The sequence below is a fragment of the Streptomyces sp. NPDC048521 genome (genome assembly GCF_043199855.1).
GTDB lineage: Bacteria > Actinomycetota > Actinomycetes > Streptomycetales > Streptomycetaceae > Streptomyces.
In genome coordinates, this window is the sequence record NZ_JBICWR010000004.1 from 75,668 (window position 1) to 89,722 (window position 14,055).

15 protein-coding genes are annotated in these 14,055 nt (G+C 70.4%); 8 read left to right on the plus strand and 7 right to left on the minus strand.

The genetic code is table 11. The features are described from left to right. Positions 1-315 precede the first annotated feature (315 nt). Complete coding sequence (locus ACGFRF_RS11235; RefSeq protein ID WP_393738503.1) at positions 316-1,125, minus strand: DUF6308 family protein; 810 nt, start codon at positions 1,123-1,125, stop codon at positions 316-318. Between the two features lie 79 nt (positions 1,126-1,204). Beyond that, positions 1,205-1,966 carry a phosphoglyceromutase gene (locus ACGFRF_RS11240; RefSeq protein ID WP_225808998.1) on the minus strand — a complete coding sequence of 254 codons (762 nt, stop codon included), beginning with the start codon at positions 1,964-1,966 and terminating at the stop codon, positions 1,205-1,207. A gap of 379 nt (positions 1,967-2,345) precedes the next feature. Here ACGFRF_RS11240 and ACGFRF_RS11245 point away from each other — a divergent pair, with 379 nt between their 5' ends. Continuing rightward, a complete protein-coding gene (locus ACGFRF_RS11245) occupies positions 2,346-3,602 on the plus strand; it encodes an MDR family MFS transporter (protein ID WP_393738505.1) in 1,257 nt (418 codons plus the stop codon). 99 nt (positions 3,603-3,701) lie between these two features. On the opposite strand, the gene ACGFRF_RS11250 is transcribed toward ACGFRF_RS11245, so the two are convergent. After that, entirely contained in the window at positions 3,702-4,280 is a 579-nt protein-coding gene (locus ACGFRF_RS11250) for a hypothetical protein (RefSeq protein WP_393738507.1), read from the minus strand. Positions 4,281-5,221: 941 nt separating this feature from the next. Here ACGFRF_RS11250 and ACGFRF_RS11255 point away from each other — a divergent pair. Further along, positions 5,222-6,067 carry a GAF and ANTAR domain-containing protein gene (locus ACGFRF_RS11255; protein WP_393738509.1) on the plus strand — a complete coding sequence of 282 codons (846 nt, stop codon included), beginning with the start codon at positions 5,222-5,224 and terminating at the stop codon, positions 6,065-6,067. 78 nt (positions 6,068-6,145) lie between these two features. Here ACGFRF_RS11255 and ACGFRF_RS11260 read toward each other — a convergent pair whose 3' ends face one another. The 3 genes from ACGFRF_RS11260 to phoU form a co-directional block, all read right to left on the minus strand. Then, positions 6,146-6,394, minus strand: a complete 249-nt coding sequence (locus ACGFRF_RS11260; RefSeq protein WP_393738511.1) for an SCO4226 family nickel-binding protein — start codon at positions 6,392-6,394, stop codon at positions 6,146-6,148. Between the two features lie 149 nt (positions 6,395-6,543). Beyond that, positions 6,544-6,699, minus strand: a complete 156-nt coding sequence (locus ACGFRF_RS11265) for a hypothetical protein (RefSeq protein WP_202515382.1) — start codon at positions 6,697-6,699, stop codon at positions 6,544-6,546. A gap of 480 nt (positions 6,700-7,179) precedes the next feature. Then, positions 7,180-7,869 (minus strand): phosphate signaling complex protein PhoU, encoded by a 690-nt coding sequence (gene phoU / locus ACGFRF_RS11270; protein ID WP_393738513.1) that lies wholly within the window; start codon positions 7,867-7,869, stop codon positions 7,180-7,182. A 238-nt stretch (positions 7,870-8,107) separates the two neighbouring features. On the opposite strand from phoU, the gene ACGFRF_RS11275 reads away from it, so the two are divergent. Continuing rightward, positions 8,108-9,358 (plus strand): sensor histidine kinase, encoded by a 1,251-nt coding sequence (locus tag ACGFRF_RS11275; RefSeq protein WP_393738515.1) that lies wholly within the window; start codon positions 8,108-8,110, stop codon positions 9,356-9,358. After that, the gene (locus ACGFRF_RS11280) at positions 9,355-10,035 is read left to right on the plus strand and encodes a response regulator (RefSeq protein ID WP_393738517.1); all 681 of its coding nucleotides are present in this window, start codon (positions 9,355-9,357) and stop codon (positions 10,033-10,035) included. The genes ACGFRF_RS11275 and ACGFRF_RS11280 overlap by 4 nt, the downstream gene beginning before the upstream one ends. A 76-nt stretch (positions 10,036-10,111) precedes the next feature. Here the strand turns inward: ACGFRF_RS11280 and ACGFRF_RS11285 are convergent, their stop codons facing one another. Then, positions 10,112-10,783, minus strand: coding sequence for a DUF461 domain-containing protein (locus ACGFRF_RS11285; protein WP_393738519.1), 672 nt, complete (start codon positions 10,781-10,783; stop codon positions 10,112-10,114). Between the two features lie 638 nt (positions 10,784-11,421). Here ACGFRF_RS11285 and ACGFRF_RS11290 point away from each other — a divergent pair. The 4 genes from ACGFRF_RS11290 to ACGFRF_RS11305 all read left to right on the plus strand — a co-directional run bounded on the left by ACGFRF_RS11290 (position 11,422) and on the right by ACGFRF_RS11305 (position 14,013). Continuing rightward, on the plus strand, positions 11,422-11,904 hold the full coding sequence (locus ACGFRF_RS11290; RefSeq protein WP_003953493.1) for a CarD family transcriptional regulator: 483 nt from the start codon (positions 11,422-11,424) through the stop codon (positions 11,902-11,904). A 346-nt stretch (positions 11,905-12,250) separates the two neighbouring features. After that, on the plus strand, positions 12,251-13,003 hold the full coding sequence (ispD, locus tag ACGFRF_RS11295; protein WP_393738521.1) for a 2-C-methyl-D-erythritol 4-phosphate cytidylyltransferase: 753 nt from the start codon (positions 12,251-12,253) through the stop codon (positions 13,001-13,003). Beyond that, positions 12,993-13,490: a 2-C-methyl-D-erythritol 2,4-cyclodiphosphate synthase gene (gene ispF, locus ACGFRF_RS11300; protein WP_393738523.1), complete on the plus strand. Its 498-nt coding sequence runs from the start codon at positions 12,993-12,995 to the stop codon at positions 13,488-13,490. The genes ispD and ispF overlap by 11 nt, the downstream gene beginning before the upstream one ends. Positions 13,491-13,608: 118 nt before the next feature. Further along, entirely contained in the window at positions 13,609-14,013 is a 405-nt protein-coding gene (locus ACGFRF_RS11305; RefSeq protein ID WP_393738525.1) for a PPOX class F420-dependent oxidoreductase, read from the plus strand. Positions 14,014-14,055 lie beyond the last annotated feature (42 nt).

Below are 14,055 nucleotides of genomic sequence, written 5' to 3' on the forward strand. Positions count from 1 at the left end.
TCCTCACACAGTTCGGCTCGGCTCCGTGATCACCACCTAGGGTCCCCGCCCGGCTCAAGGGGCCCGCCTCGTCGGCGTCTCCTGCATCGCCAAGGGCGCCGACTCCCTGGCCGGATGGGGCGACTCGTAAGAGATGAGGCACGAACGAGCGGCGCCAACGCCCAGCGGCCGTGTTCAGCGGTGATCGGCCTGGGCACGGCCACTATGGCCGTCCGTCGGCCGCTGCCGATCGGCCCCGGACGGCCCAGTCGTGGCCCACATGATCGGCGTCAGCCAGCAGAAAGCGGCTCCCGTGCGGGTTCCTGTGAACGTCTCTCACGGGCCGTCGCTCAAGTCGGCGGGCTCAGGGGCGTGCACCTCGGTCCCGCCGCCCAGGTTCCACGCGACGACGTCCAAAACGCGCAGTACGCTCACGTCGTCCGGGGCGCATCCCTTCAGCGTCTTCCACGTATCCGGCTGCTCGTCCAGGTCGCGCGCCACGGCCTCGCCGAGAAGTCGGAGGAACTGCGCCCAGGTGCGCTGGGGCGACTTCTCGATCGGATACCGAGCACCGGGCCCGCAGTAGCAGGCGTAGACCTGGGTGTCGTAGAGCGGCAGGAACAGTGGACGCTTGCGGTGCATGATCTTCATCAGAATCGTTCCGCCCACCCCGCGGAGCGAGGCCGGACCGTCGAGCAGGCCGCCGATACGGCGCAATGGCTCCGCATGCACGCCGGAGGCGACCGCATCCTGCAGCGTGAGCCCTGGTGGGATCGCCGCGAGCACTGCCTCCAGGTCCGGGCGCACAGCTTGGAGGTTCAGGACGGCATGTAGCTTCGGTGTGACGTTCAGCAGCACCGGTGCCAGCAGGTCCCCGTCGTTGAGTTCGTTCGGCCCGCTTCCGGTGGCCATCCGGTCGTAGACCGGGAACGCATACGGTCTGCCCTTCACGGCGGCCGCAGCCGCCCGGTTCGCCTCGGCGTCGAAGTACTGCCATATCCACTGCGTCGCCTGGTCCAGGGCCACGCTTCGGCCGCCGACACGCACGGTCTCCCCGCTCATGTCCCCTCCCCGTGCCGCATATGCGGCAGGGCGGAAGTTATCAGGCAGCGACTCGCGCAAGGGAGCGGTCGCCTCGATCACCACGGCCCAGAGGCGACCCAATCACAACAACAGGCCCCCTGCTCGCGGAGAAACCGCAGGCAGGGGGCTTACTCGTAGGCGCTTACTTCTTCTTGCCCTGGTTCTTGACCGCCTCGATCGCCGCTGCGGCCGCCTCGGGGTCGAGGTACTTGCCGCCGGGGGTGACCGGCTTGAAGTCGGCGTCGAGTTCGTAGTACAGCGGGATGCCCGTCGGGATGTTCAGGCCCGCGATGTCGGCGTCGGAGATGCCGTCGAGGTGCTTGACGAGGGCGCGCAGGCTGTTGCCGTGGGCCGCGACCAGGACCGTGCGGCCGGTCAGGAGGTCGGGGACGATGGCGTCGTACCAGTAGGGGAGCATGCGGAAGACGACGTCCTTGAGGCACTCCGTGCGCGGGCGCAGCTCCGGCGGGATCGTCGCGTAGCGGGCGTCGTGCGCCTGGGAGAACTCGGAGTCGTCCGACAGCGGGGGCGGCGGGGTGTCGTAGGAGCGGCGCCAGAGCATGAACTGCTCCTCGCCGAACTCGGCCAGCGTCGCCGCCTTGTCCTTGCCCTGGAGGGCGCCGTAGTGGCGCTCGTTCAGGCGCCAGCTGCGGTGGACGGGGATCCAGTGGCGGTCCGCGGCCTCGAGGGCCAGCTGGGCCGTGCGGATCGCGCGCTTCTGGAGGGACGTGTGGACCACGTCGGGGAGGAGGTCGGCGTCCTTCAGGAGTTCGCCACCGCGGACTGCCTCCTTCTCGCCCTTCTCGTTCAGGTTGACGTCCACCCAGCCGGTGAACAGGTTCTTCGCGTTCCACTCGCTCTCGCCGTGGCGGAGGAGGATCAGCTTGTACGGTGCGTCGGCCATGGCCTCGAGCCTACCTAAGCGCCCTCGGGGCCGTGGCCCGCGCTCAGGCCGTGGACACGCGGTGCGTGCGTGCGCCACCACGTCGGGCGGTGTGCTTGCGTCCTGTCCGTTCCCGAGCCGCTTCGAACGGGCGGCCAGGGTCGCCCCGCCCCCGGTCACCTCACCCCCGGTCACCCCACTCCCAGCCGTGCCGCACCGGTCGTACCGCGCACGGTCACCGGCGCGCGGCAAGGCACCGGCGGCAGGCGGCGCTGGAGGACGCACGGCGTGACGATTGACGGTTCCCGCTAATTGAGTGGCGCTCCCGCGGCCCGCGTTTGTAAGTTGTGGCCGCCGCCTGAGCCGCTTACAAAACGCTTGCAACCGTGGGGGACCCTCGATGTCATCAGCCACTCTGAGACGCGCTGCCCGGGAAACCGTCTCCGGGCTTCCCCGCGAGTTCTGGTGGCTGTGGACCAGCACCCTCGTCAACCGGCTCGGCGCGTTCGTGGCCACGTTCATGGCCCTCTACCTCACCCTCGACCGCGGCTACTCGGCCTCGTACGCGGGTCTCGTCGCCTCCCTGCACGGCCTCGGCGGGGTCGTCTCCTCGCTGGGCGGCGGGGTGATGGCCGACCGGCTGGGGCGCCGGCCGACCCTGCTCATCGCCCAGACCGCCACCGCCGCCTCCGTCGCGCTGCTCGGCTTCATGACGGGACCGGTCGCCATCGCCGGGGTCGCCTTCCTCGTCGGCATGGCCTCCAACGCCTCCCGGCCGGCCGTGCAGGCGATGATGGCCGACATCGTCCGCCCCGAGGACCGCGTACGCGCCTTCTCCCTGAACTACTGGGCGATCAACCTGGGGTTCGCCGTCTCCTCCACGGCCGCCGGGTTCATCGCCGAGTTCAGTTACCTCGCCGGCTTCCTGATCGAGGCCGGGATGACCCTGGCCTGCGCGCTCGTCGTCTTCCTCAAGGTGCCCGAGTCCCGGCCGGCAGCCGTCGGCACCGAGGACGCGCAGGACGGCGTCAGTCTCGGAACCGTCCTGCGGGACGGCCGGTACATGGCGGTCGTCGGGTTGTCCTTCCTGGTCGCCCTGATCTTCCAGCAGGGATCCGTGGGCCTGCCGGTGGCGATGGGCCGCGCCGGTTTCTCCCCCGCGGACTACGGCTTGGCCGTCGCCGTCAACGGAGTCCTGATCGTCGCCCTGCAGATCCCGGTGACCCGGTTCATCGAGCACCGCGACCCGCGCACCCTGCTGGTCGCCTCCTCGGTCCTGGCCGGGTACGGCTTCGGGCTCACCGCGTTCGCCGGCTCGGTCGGCGTCTTCATGCTCACCGTGTGCGTGTGGACGCTGGCCGAGATCGTCAACGCACCGACCCAGACCGGCCTCGTCGTCCGGCTGTCGCCGGTCCACGGGCGCGGCCGCTACCAGGGCATGTACACGTTGTCGTGGTCCGTCGCCGCACTGATCGCACCCCTCATGTCGGGCGTGGTCATCGACCGCTTCGGCGCGGAGTGGCTGTGGGCGATGTGCGCGGCGGTGGGCACGGTGGCCGGGGCGGGGTACGGGGTGCTCATGCGGCGCCTGCCGGTGGAACACCCGACCCCGGCCACTCCGAAGACCGATGCACAGCCCGAGGTCAGCGCGGCCTGAGGGACTCGCCGGCCAGTGCGGCAAAGGGAGTGCCTCGACGCCGGCCGCGTCGAGGCACACTTTTCCACCAGCCCGGTGCCGTTTTCCGTGGTTGCGGCGCTACCTGCGGTGGCGGGGTGTGTCCTGTCGCGGCGGCAGGGTCAAGGTGATTTGTCGGACGAGTTGCTGGAAGCATGCCAGGGACGCGAAGGCGGGCAGTGAGGCTCCGGCGATACCGGTGAAGGTCCTTTCGGCCTGAGCCACGCACAGCATCATCGCGACGGAGGAAAACAGTACGACGATGAACCATGAGTGCAGCGCTCGGCGGCGGTGCAAGGCACTTCGCAGGACCGAGAGGGAGGCCACAAGCCAGGGGCCGTACACGAGAACGGGCCACCAGGGAATTATTCCGCTCTTCGTACCTGACGTGATGTTCTGGAGGGGCTCGTAGGCCACCATGCCGCCGAAGACACTGACCATCGCCGCGATGGCGGCCACGAATGCGACGATCACAAAGCTGCCCGTCTGCAACCACTTGAGCCGAAGTTTCCGGACGCGGCTCTTCCGATGCCCGACGGACGAGCGTCGGATGGGCGGCAGCTGAGCGGTGATCCGTGCCAGGTTGTCCATCGGGTCGGCGAAGTCGGCGCCGTGTGACGACTCACCGCGCGGTGGCGGGACCGTCGCGGTCTGCTCCACCGGAACGGCCTCCTGCAAGAGGTAGGCCAGTTCCTCACCCGGGTCCCAGCCCGCGTCGGGGGGGACGAGGGGAGCCTCTGAGTCCAGGGCGTCGACAGGGCCGCCGTGCCGGACCGTACCCGTCATGTAGGGGTACGGGTCCGAAGGCCATTCACGCCGCACATACGAGGGGCCCGTGTAGTCGTAATTCATGGAAATCCGCCCCCGTCAGGCGCGATCCGCGTGACATCCAGAGTTTTGCTGGCCGTTCCACCGCTGATTGAGTTCCTCCTGGGCCGCCTCCAGCAGCGTGAGGAACTCGCGGAGCAGTGACTCGGTGACCTGACGTTCGACTCGCGCGCCGTCCCCGTGCAAGGTGCCACGCACCTCGAGCGCCGACTGTGCCACACCAGGCGGGTAAATATATCTTCCCGCTGTCACATCACGGCTCGCGGACAGATTATCCTTCCTCGCGGCGCGGTGAGGCAAGCCATGGAACCTTGCTTTCGTCATAATCGGCTAACGCCGCCCCCGCTCCTCCAGATGCGCGGCAAATGAGTGAAAGTGGCGTGCGGGAAACGTTGCGGAGATCGCTTTTCATTTATGTCATTCGCATCTCACTTCACCATTTATGAGTCGAGTGGTTTGTCTTTTGAAATCTCCTTGCGTTCGTCACGTTTCCGGGGCGTCCTGCGACTCCTGCGGCCCGGACGGCAGGAACCACACACCTGCCCAGCAGCACGCTCGTACGACGAGGGCCCCGGCGAGCGCCCACCACAATCGGAGCGTGCACGTCGGTCCGGAGCCGGCCGGCATCGGCACGGTGCAGGTCCTCGATTCCGGGCCCGCGGCAGAAACACGCAGTTACTTCCCAGGGGCTGGGAACTCGGTACCCGCATCGGCCGGGACCAGGCGGTTCGGGTCCTACCGGTCGGCCGGTGACCGTGCGGCACGTTGAGGTGATGACCATGGCGCCCGGGGAGTCGGAGTCGCGGGCCGGTGGTCGTGTGCCGTCGGACGCGGAGGCGCGGATGCGGGTCAATGAGGCCCTGGACGCCGCCGCCCGGTGCGCCGACGGCCCCGAGCGGGTCCCGGGCGCGCTGTGCGAGGCGTGCGTACGGCTGCTGCCCGTCAGCGGGTCCTCGGTGTCGATCTCCGGCGGCAAGGGCGTCCGCATCACCTGGTGCGCCAGCGACCGGGTCGCCGCCCGGCTGGCCGAACTGCAGTACACCGTGGGCGACGGTCCCTGCCAGACGGCCCTCGACCACAGCGTCCCGGTCATCGCGGGCGACCTCACCCAGGGCTCCGACACCCGCCGCTGGCCGATCTTCGCGCACGAGGCCGTCGCGCTCGGCGCCCGCGCGGTGTTCTCCTTGCCGCTCGGCGTCAGCGGCGCCGCGATCGGCACCCTCGACCTGTACAGCGACCGCGTGGGCGGACTCGCGGAGCCGGATCTGCGGACCGCGCTGTGGGTGCGCGACGCGGTGACCTACGCCCTGATGGACCTCCAGGCCACCGCACCCGCCGGCGCCGAAGAGGGGACGGGGGACGAGGTGGCGTCGTGGGTGGCGGCCTCCGAGTCCGGTCACACCGAGGTCCACCAGGCGGTCGGCATGGTGATGGTGCAGCTCGACGTGGACCCCGAGCAGGCGCTGGACCGGTTGCGGGCCCGCGCGTTCGCCGAGGGCCGCACGGTCAGCCAGCTGGCCCGCGAAGTGCTCGCCCGCAAGCTCCGCTTCCACCATGAATCGGACGGTCACGGTGGCGCTGACCGGGGCGGTGGTGGCGCTTGTGGTTCGGGTGGGTGACACGCCGCCCGCGGGAGCACACGCCCCGACCGGCCGGCAGGGCCTCCCCAGCTAGTGCTGTGCCGGGACCGACTGTGCTCATACCGACAGCGGTACCGGGTGCACCTCGTCCGCGCGGTGCCCGGCGCGCTCGTGGATGCGCTGGACGGCCTCGGCCGAGGGGGCCTCGGAGAGGCAGTAGACGAGACCCGACTCCGGGTCCGCCCAGGCGCTCTCGAAGTGCACGCCCTCCTCCTGCTCGATGGCGAGGTCGGCCCGGTGCGCCTGCATCAGCTGGTCGGCCGTGATGCCCTTCATCCCGTGGTGGACGTCCATGAACCTGGCCATGGCCTCACACCTCCTTCTCACCGGCTCCCCTCCATGCTGCGCCCGGCACCGGTCAAGGGCATCCGGTACGACGAGGGGCCGGTGCGAGTCCGTTCCACACCGGCCCCTCGAAGTGCGGTCGTACGGTCAGGCGGCGAACGGTCGTACGGTCAGCCGCACTGGCACGGGTTGCCCGACTGGCATCCGCAGCCGCAACCCGAGCCGCAGCCGCACGCGCCGAACAGCGGAAGGCTCCTGATCTCGGCGGGCTGCTCGGTCTCGCGCTCCTGCGTGGGGTCGGGGGTGGTGCCGGGGGATTCGGCCATGGGTCCCTCCTAGACGCTGGGGCAGGGGTGCCCTCGCCCATTTCATGCCCGTTCCGCTGGGCGCATCAACGGCGCACGGAGGCGCCCACGCGCCCCGCCCAGCGACCTTCGAGCCCCGGCGCCCCCACCTCGAAGCCATGAAAGCCCCGGCGCCCCCAACTCCGGAGCCGTGAAAACCCCGGCCCCCCCGCAGCGGTGACAGCGCCGATGCCCCCGGCTCCGCAGCCGTCGAAGCCTCGGCGCCCCCAACTGCGGAGACGTGAAAACCCCGGCGCCGCCGTAGCCGTGACAGCGCCGATGCCCCCGGCTCCGCAGGCGTCGAGGCCCCGGGGCCCCTACCTCGAAGCCGTGATAACCCCGGCGCCCTCGTAGCCGTGACAGCGCCGATGCCCCCGGCTCCCCAGGCGTCGAAGCCCCGGCGCCCCCGACTCCGGAGCCATGAAAAACCCCGGAGCCGAAAGCCGCCGAACCCCCGGAGGGCTACGCGCCCTCGACCCCCGTCACCGGCTGGACGTCCTGCTGCAGCTCGTCCGCGTGCTCACCCGTGACGAGGTAGACGACGCGCTTGGCGACGGCCACGGCGTGGTCGGCGTACCGCTCGTAGTAGCGGCCGAGCAGGGTGACGTCGACGGCGGTCTCGATGCCGTGCTTCCAGCGCTCGTCGATCAGGTGCTGGAAGAGGGTGCGGTGCAGCAGGTCCATCTCGTCGTCGTCCTGCTCCAGCTGGAGCGCGAGGTCGACGTCCTTCGTGATGATCACCTCGGCCGCCTTGGCCATCAGGCGCTGGGCGAGCTGGCCCATCTCCAGGATGGTGGCGTGCAGGTCCTGCGGTACCGCCCGCGCCGGGAAGCGCAGCCGGGCCAGCTTCGCCACGTGCTGGGCGAGGTCACCGGAACGCTCCAGGTCGGCGGACATCCGGAGCGACGTGACGACGATGCGCAGGTCCGTCGCCACCGGCTGCTGGCGGGCGAGGAGGGCTATCGCCCGGGCCTCCAGGTCGTGCTGGAGTTCGTCGACCTTCTGGTCCGCCTCGATCACGCTCTCGGCCAGCTTCAGGTCGGCATCGAGGATGGCGGTCGTGGCGCGCCCGATCGCCGACCCGACCAGCCGGGCCATCTCCACCAGTCCGTCGCCGATCGAGTCCAGTTCCTCGTGGTACGCGTCCCGCATCAGGGTTCCCTCTCGTACGTGTGCTTCGGGGGTGCCGGGGCCGTGACACCTCGCGCGCGGCGCAGCCGGCGGTGCGAACCCCACGGTCCCCACGCTCCCACGTTCTGCCCTGTACGCGTCCGTTTCCGCCACCCCAAATGAACCACTACTGGCTCCAAGGTGAACTCTGGGCGACGAGTGTTCGAGGGCGCCCCTGGACGGCTGTGGCCTTGTCGTACCCCATGCCTAACCTGGAGGCATGGACGTGAACGCGGCGGTCGCCGCAGCGGCAGCGATCGCCGGGGTGCTCACCGGCGTCATCGCCATGCTGGCGTTCCGCTGGAGCGAACGCGACCAGAAGCGACCCACCAGGACTTCCTTGCACACCGATCCCGTACTCCCGCCCGGCGTGGACACCGTACTGTCCGTGCTCCGCTCCTCGGCCGTGGTCCTCGACGAGGCCGACGCCGTCGTCAAGGCCAGCTCCGCCGCCTACGCCCTCGGGCTGGTCCGCGGCGGCAAGCTCTCCGTCGAGCCGATGCTCCAGATGGCCCGGGACACCCGGCGGGACGGCGAGATACGCCAGGTCGAGCTGGACCTGCCACGACGCGGCACCGGGCGCGGCGAGGCCCTCGCCGTCTCCGCGCGCGTGGCCCCGCTCGGCTCCCGGCTGGTGCTGCTGCTGGTGGAGGACCTGACGGAGGCCCGCCGTATCGAGGCTGTACGACGGGACTTCGTGGCCAATGTGAGCCACGAGCTGAAGACGCCCGTCGGCGCCCTCTCCTTGCTCTCCGAGGCGGTCATGGACGCCTCGGACGATCCCGAGGCCGTGCAGCGCTTCGCCGGCCGCATGCAGATCGAGGCGACCCGCCTGACCAACCTGGTCCAGGAGCTGATCGACCTGTCCCGGGTGCAGAACGACGACCCCCTCGAGGACGCCGAGCCGGTCCGCGTGGACGAACTGGTCGCCGAGGCCATCGACCGCTGCCGCCACCAGGCGGGCACGAAGCAGATCACCATGGCCGCCGGCGGCACGGCCGACCTGCACGTGAGGGGGAACCGGGGCCAGCTGGCCGCCGCCCTCGGCAACCTGGTCGAGAACGCCGTGAACTACTCCCCGGCCCGCACCCGCGTCGGCATAGCCGCCCGCAGGGTCCCCGCGCCCGGCGGTGACATGATCGAACTCGCCGTCACGGACCAGGGCATCGGCATCTCCGACAAGGACAAGGAGCGCATCTTCGAGCGCTTCTACCGCGTGGACCCGGCCCGCTCCCGGGCCACCGGCGGCACCGGCCTGGGTCTCGCGATCGTCAAGCACGTGGCCGCCTCGCACGGCGGGGAGGTCACGGTCTGGAGCGCCGAAGGCCAGGGCTCCACTTTCACTCTCAGGCTGCCGGAGGCGGGCGCGGCCCGCGACCGCGCCCATCAGCACCCCGACCTCGACGACGAGGCCGGCACCACTGAGTCATCCCCGTACGAACCGCTTCCCGCCCCGGAGGTCCTTCCGTGACCCGAGTGCTCGTCGTCGAGGACGAGGAGTCCTTCTCCGACGCCCTGTCGTACATGCTCCGCAAGGAGGGCTTCGAGGTCGCCGTGGCGGCGACCGGCCCCGACGGACTCGACGAGTTCGAGCGCAACGGCGCCGACCTCGTCCTCCTCGACCTGATGCTGCCGGGCCTGCCCGGCACGGAGGTGTGCCGCCAGTTGCGCGGCCGCTCCAATGTCCCCGTGATCATGGTGACCGCGAAGGACAGCGAGATCGACAAGGTGGTCGGCCTCGAAATAGGGGCCGACGACTACGTCACCAAGCCCTTCTCCACCCGCGAGCTGGTCGCCCGCATCCGCGCGGTGCTGCGCCGCCGTGGCGAGCCGGAGGAGGTCACACCGGCCGCGCTGGAGGCCGGTCCGGTCCGCATGGACGTCGACCGCCACGTGGTGACGGTCGCCGGCTCGAAGGTCGACCTGCCCCTGAAGGAGTTCGACCTCCTGGAGATGCTCCTGCGCAACGCGGGCCGCGTCCTGACCCGCATGCAGCTCATCGACCGCGTCTGGGGCGCCGACTACGTGGGCGACACCAAGACCCTCGACGTCCACGTCAAGCGCCTGCGCGCCAAGATCGAGCCGGACCCCGGGGCGCCCCGCTACCTGGTGACGGTGCGGGGCCTGGGCTACAAGTTCGAGCCGTAAACCGCTCCCGCGAGCCACGCCCACGACGAAGGGCGGCACCCCGGCCGGGGTGCCGCCCTCGCGTGCTTACCGCTGCTCAGTGACCGGCGGCCGACTGCGAGGCCGAGTCGCTCGGGGTGACGGCCTCGCCCGACGCGCTGGACGACGGGGTGGTCTGGCCGTCCTTGTCCGGCTTGCCGCTGCTGGACGCGGTCGCGCCCGGGGCGCCGGTGGCGGACGCCGAGGCGGAGGCGGACGGGATGTCGCTCGGGCCCCACGTGTCGAAGTAGCTGGTGGCCGGGACCACGAAGGCGCGCAGGCTCACCTCGCCGGTCCTGCTGAAGGTGAAGGTGACCTTCTGGGCGTTGCCGTCCTGGACGGCCTCGCGGCCGCTGGGCAGCACCGCGGAGGCGTTGTCCTTGCCGCCGATGACCAGCGAGCCGCCGGCCGGGATGCTCAGGCTCTGGCCCTTGGCCGGCTTCAGCTCGGCGGACGTGTCGCCGCCCACGGTGATCGATTCGAGGGTCTGGGCCTGCGTGCCGGAGTTGAACACGGTCGCGGAGACCACGGCCGAACCCGTCGCCTTCAGCTCGGGCTGGGTGATGACCAGGGCGTTCTGGATCTTGATGTCGCCGACTCTGGTCGCCGCGTTGTCCGGCTTGATCTCCAGGGTCTGGGCGTTGTTGCCGGCGCCGCAGGCGGCGAGCGAGGCGATCGAGAAGACGATGGCGGAGGCGGCGAGGGCGCCGCGTCGAAGGCTGCTGCTCACGGCGGCGGCAACTCCTTGAACGCGCGGGCGGCTCTCTTATAAAGCCACCCTAAGTGTCTGTCAGCGGCCCTTAGGTTACCGAGCCGTTCCCGGGCGGCCGCACCCGACCCTCCCCCCAGCACCGGGCTCCCCTCCAGGTGGGGGTACCCCGGGCGGCCCCGGTGACTTGGCGGTCACATTGCGGGGCGCTGGTCCGTCATTCACATAAGGCGACGGCAACGCGCTCCCAAGACGTCCCGCAAGACGTTCGCAACACCGCTCGCAGATTTTTCGTGAAGGAATGCGCGGCCGCCTCGGAAATTGATCACGGGCCACCCCTCCGGCCGCCGGTGATCAATTCCGGATTCGTCTCACATCCGACTCCGGTCACCGAACGGAGTAGCGGAAGTCGTACGCTTGGAACCCGACAAATCGGGACGTTCAGCCACTTGGAGGGGGCTCGTGGCGTGTGTGACGTAGGTGTTTCGTCCTGCCCGGAGAGCCCCTCCGACCTGCGAATACCCGCTTGCGCGGGCCCCTCGCAGCACGTTCCGGTTGCTGTTGTCAAGCCCCGAGATATGCCCTGACCTGCGAAAACGCCATTCAGAAGACGCCGTATCCGTGTTACCCTGGATAGCCACGGAAGGGGTACCTGTCACATGACGTTCAAGGTTGGCGACACCGTGGTCTATCCCCATCACGGGGCCGCGCTGATCGAGGCCATCGAAACTCGCCAGATCAAAGGCGTGGACAAGACCTACTTGGTGCTGAAGGTCGCCCAGGGTGACCTGACGGTACGTGTGCCAGCGGACAATGCGGAGTTCGTCGGCGTGCGTGATGTGGTCGGTCAGGACGGGCTGGACCGGGTCTTCGAGGTGCTGCGCGCGCCGTATGCCGAGGAGCCCACGAACTGGTCCCGTCGTTACAAGGCAAACCTGGAGAAGCTCGCCTCCGGCGATGTCATCAAGGTCGCGGAAGTCGTGCGTGACCTGTGGCGTCGCGAGCGGGAGCGTGGACTCTCCGCCGGTGAGAAGCGCATGCTCGCCAAGGCCCGCCAGATCCTGGTGAGCGAGCTGGCTCTCGCGGAGAACACGAACGAGGACAAGGCCGAGGCCCTGCTCGACGAGGTGCTCGCCTCCTGACGCCGGCGGCAGCGATCCCTCGCTGCAGCACGCTCAGCACAGTGAAATGCCGCGGTGCCCGATGACACTGATCCTGTCGCCGGGCGCTGCGGCATGTTCGTCCCCGGGACAGCCGGGTCCGGTGAAGCACGCCGTACACCCCCGGACCGAGCCGCCGCACGTCCCGCGGCCCGCCGTACACCGCGGGGGGCGCCCCGACACCTGGGAATCCCCCGATACTTGACCGTGCCGGGCCCGGGCGGATGGCTCGACCAGGGTCACGGAAAGGGTCCGGTCAAGGCGTCGCGCCCGGCACTCCTCCAGGCCATACCCACGTAGGTCGAGCACACAAACCTGACAGGAACCGATGTCTGACGAATCGCGCCCCTCGCCCGCGCAGACCCCCGTCGCCGCCGTGATTCCCGCCGCCGGCCGGGGTGTACGCCTCGGTCCGGGCGCCCCCAAGGCGCTGCGCGCGCTGAGCGGCACGCCCATGCTCATCCACGCGGTCCACGCCCTCGCCGCGTCCCGCCATGTCTCCCTCGTGATCGTCGTGGCCCCGCCGGACGGCGCCGCCGAGGTCAAGTCCCTGCTCGACGCGCACGCGCTGCCCGAGCGCACCGACTTCCTGGTCGTGCCCGGCGGGGAGTCCCGCCAGGAGTCGGTCCGGCTCGGCCTGGCCGCCCTGCCCCCCGAGTACGGCGTGGTCCTCGTCCACGACGCGGCTCGCCCGCTCGTCCCCGTCGACACGGTCGACGCGGTCATCGAGGCCGTACGCGACGGCGCGCCCGCCGTGGTCCCCGCGCTGCCGCTCGCGGACACCGTCAAGGAGGTCGAGCCCGCGACCGCGCCCGGCGACCCCGAGCCGGTGGTCGCCACGCCCGAGCGGGCCCGGCTGCGCGCGGTGCAGACGCCGCAGGGCTTCGACCGCGCGACCCTGATCCGCGCGCACGAGACCGTCACCGAGAACGTCACCGACGACGCGAGCATGGTGGAGCAACTGGGGCTGACGGTCGTCGCCGTCCCCGGGCACGAGGAGGCCTTCAAGGTCACCCGCCCCCTGGACCTGGTGCTCGCCGAGGCGGTCCTGGCCCGCAGGAGGCTCAACGATGGCTTCTGACCAGCCGCCGGCGCTTCCCCGGGTCGGCATCGGCACCGACATCCACGCCTTCGAGGAAGGCCGCGAACTGTGGTGCGCCGGTCTGAAGTGGGAGGGCGAGGGGCCGGGCCTGGCCGGCCACTCCGACGCGGACGTCGTCGCGCACGCCGCCTGCAACGCGCTCTTCTCCGCCGCCGGGCTCGGCGACCTCGGGCAGCACTTCGGCACCGGCCGTCCCGAGTGGTCCGGCGCCTCCGGGATCACCCTGCTGACCGAGGCCGCGCGGATCGTCCGCGAGGCGGGCTTCACCATCGGCAACGTCGCCGTCCAGGTGGTCGGCCCCCGGCCGAAGATCGGCAAACGCCGGGACGAGGCCCAGAAGCTCCTCTCCGAGGCGGCCGGTGCCCCGGTGTCGGTCTCGGGCGCGACCACGGACGGCCTCGGCTTCCCGGGCCGCGACGAGGGCCTGATGGCGGTGGCGACGGCACTGGTGGTCCGCACGGGCTGACGGCCGCCGACCGGGGCACCGGCGGCGCCGGGCGGGAGCGCCTTGTGGTGCGGGTGAGCCGAGGGCGTGCGAGGGTACCCGGAGAGTCACCGCTGACCGAGGCTTTCCGGAGGTACCCATGTCCGTCGCCCTGCCCGACCGGATCAAGTCCCTGCTCGACGACAAGGTGTTCATCGTCGTCGGCACCGTCCAGCCGGACGGCAGTCCGCAGATGTCCCCGGTCTGGGTGAAGCGCGACGGCGACACCCTCCTGTTCTCCACGACGGTCGACCGCCGCAAGAAGAAGAACCTGGACCGCGACCCGCGGGTGACGGTCGTCGTCATGAACCCCGAGCAGCCCTACGAGTACGCCGAGATTCGCGGCACCGCCGAGATGACGACCGAGGGCGGCCCGGAACTCATCGACGAACTCAGCCAGAAGTACACGGGCAAGAAGTACGCCGACTTCAATCCGGCCTCGGCCGACGACGCCGAGCGGGTGGTCGTGCGGATCACGCCGCGGAAGATCGTCGGAATGCGGTGAGGTACGGCATTCCTCGGCGGTGGGCGCATGGCACTGCCCGGC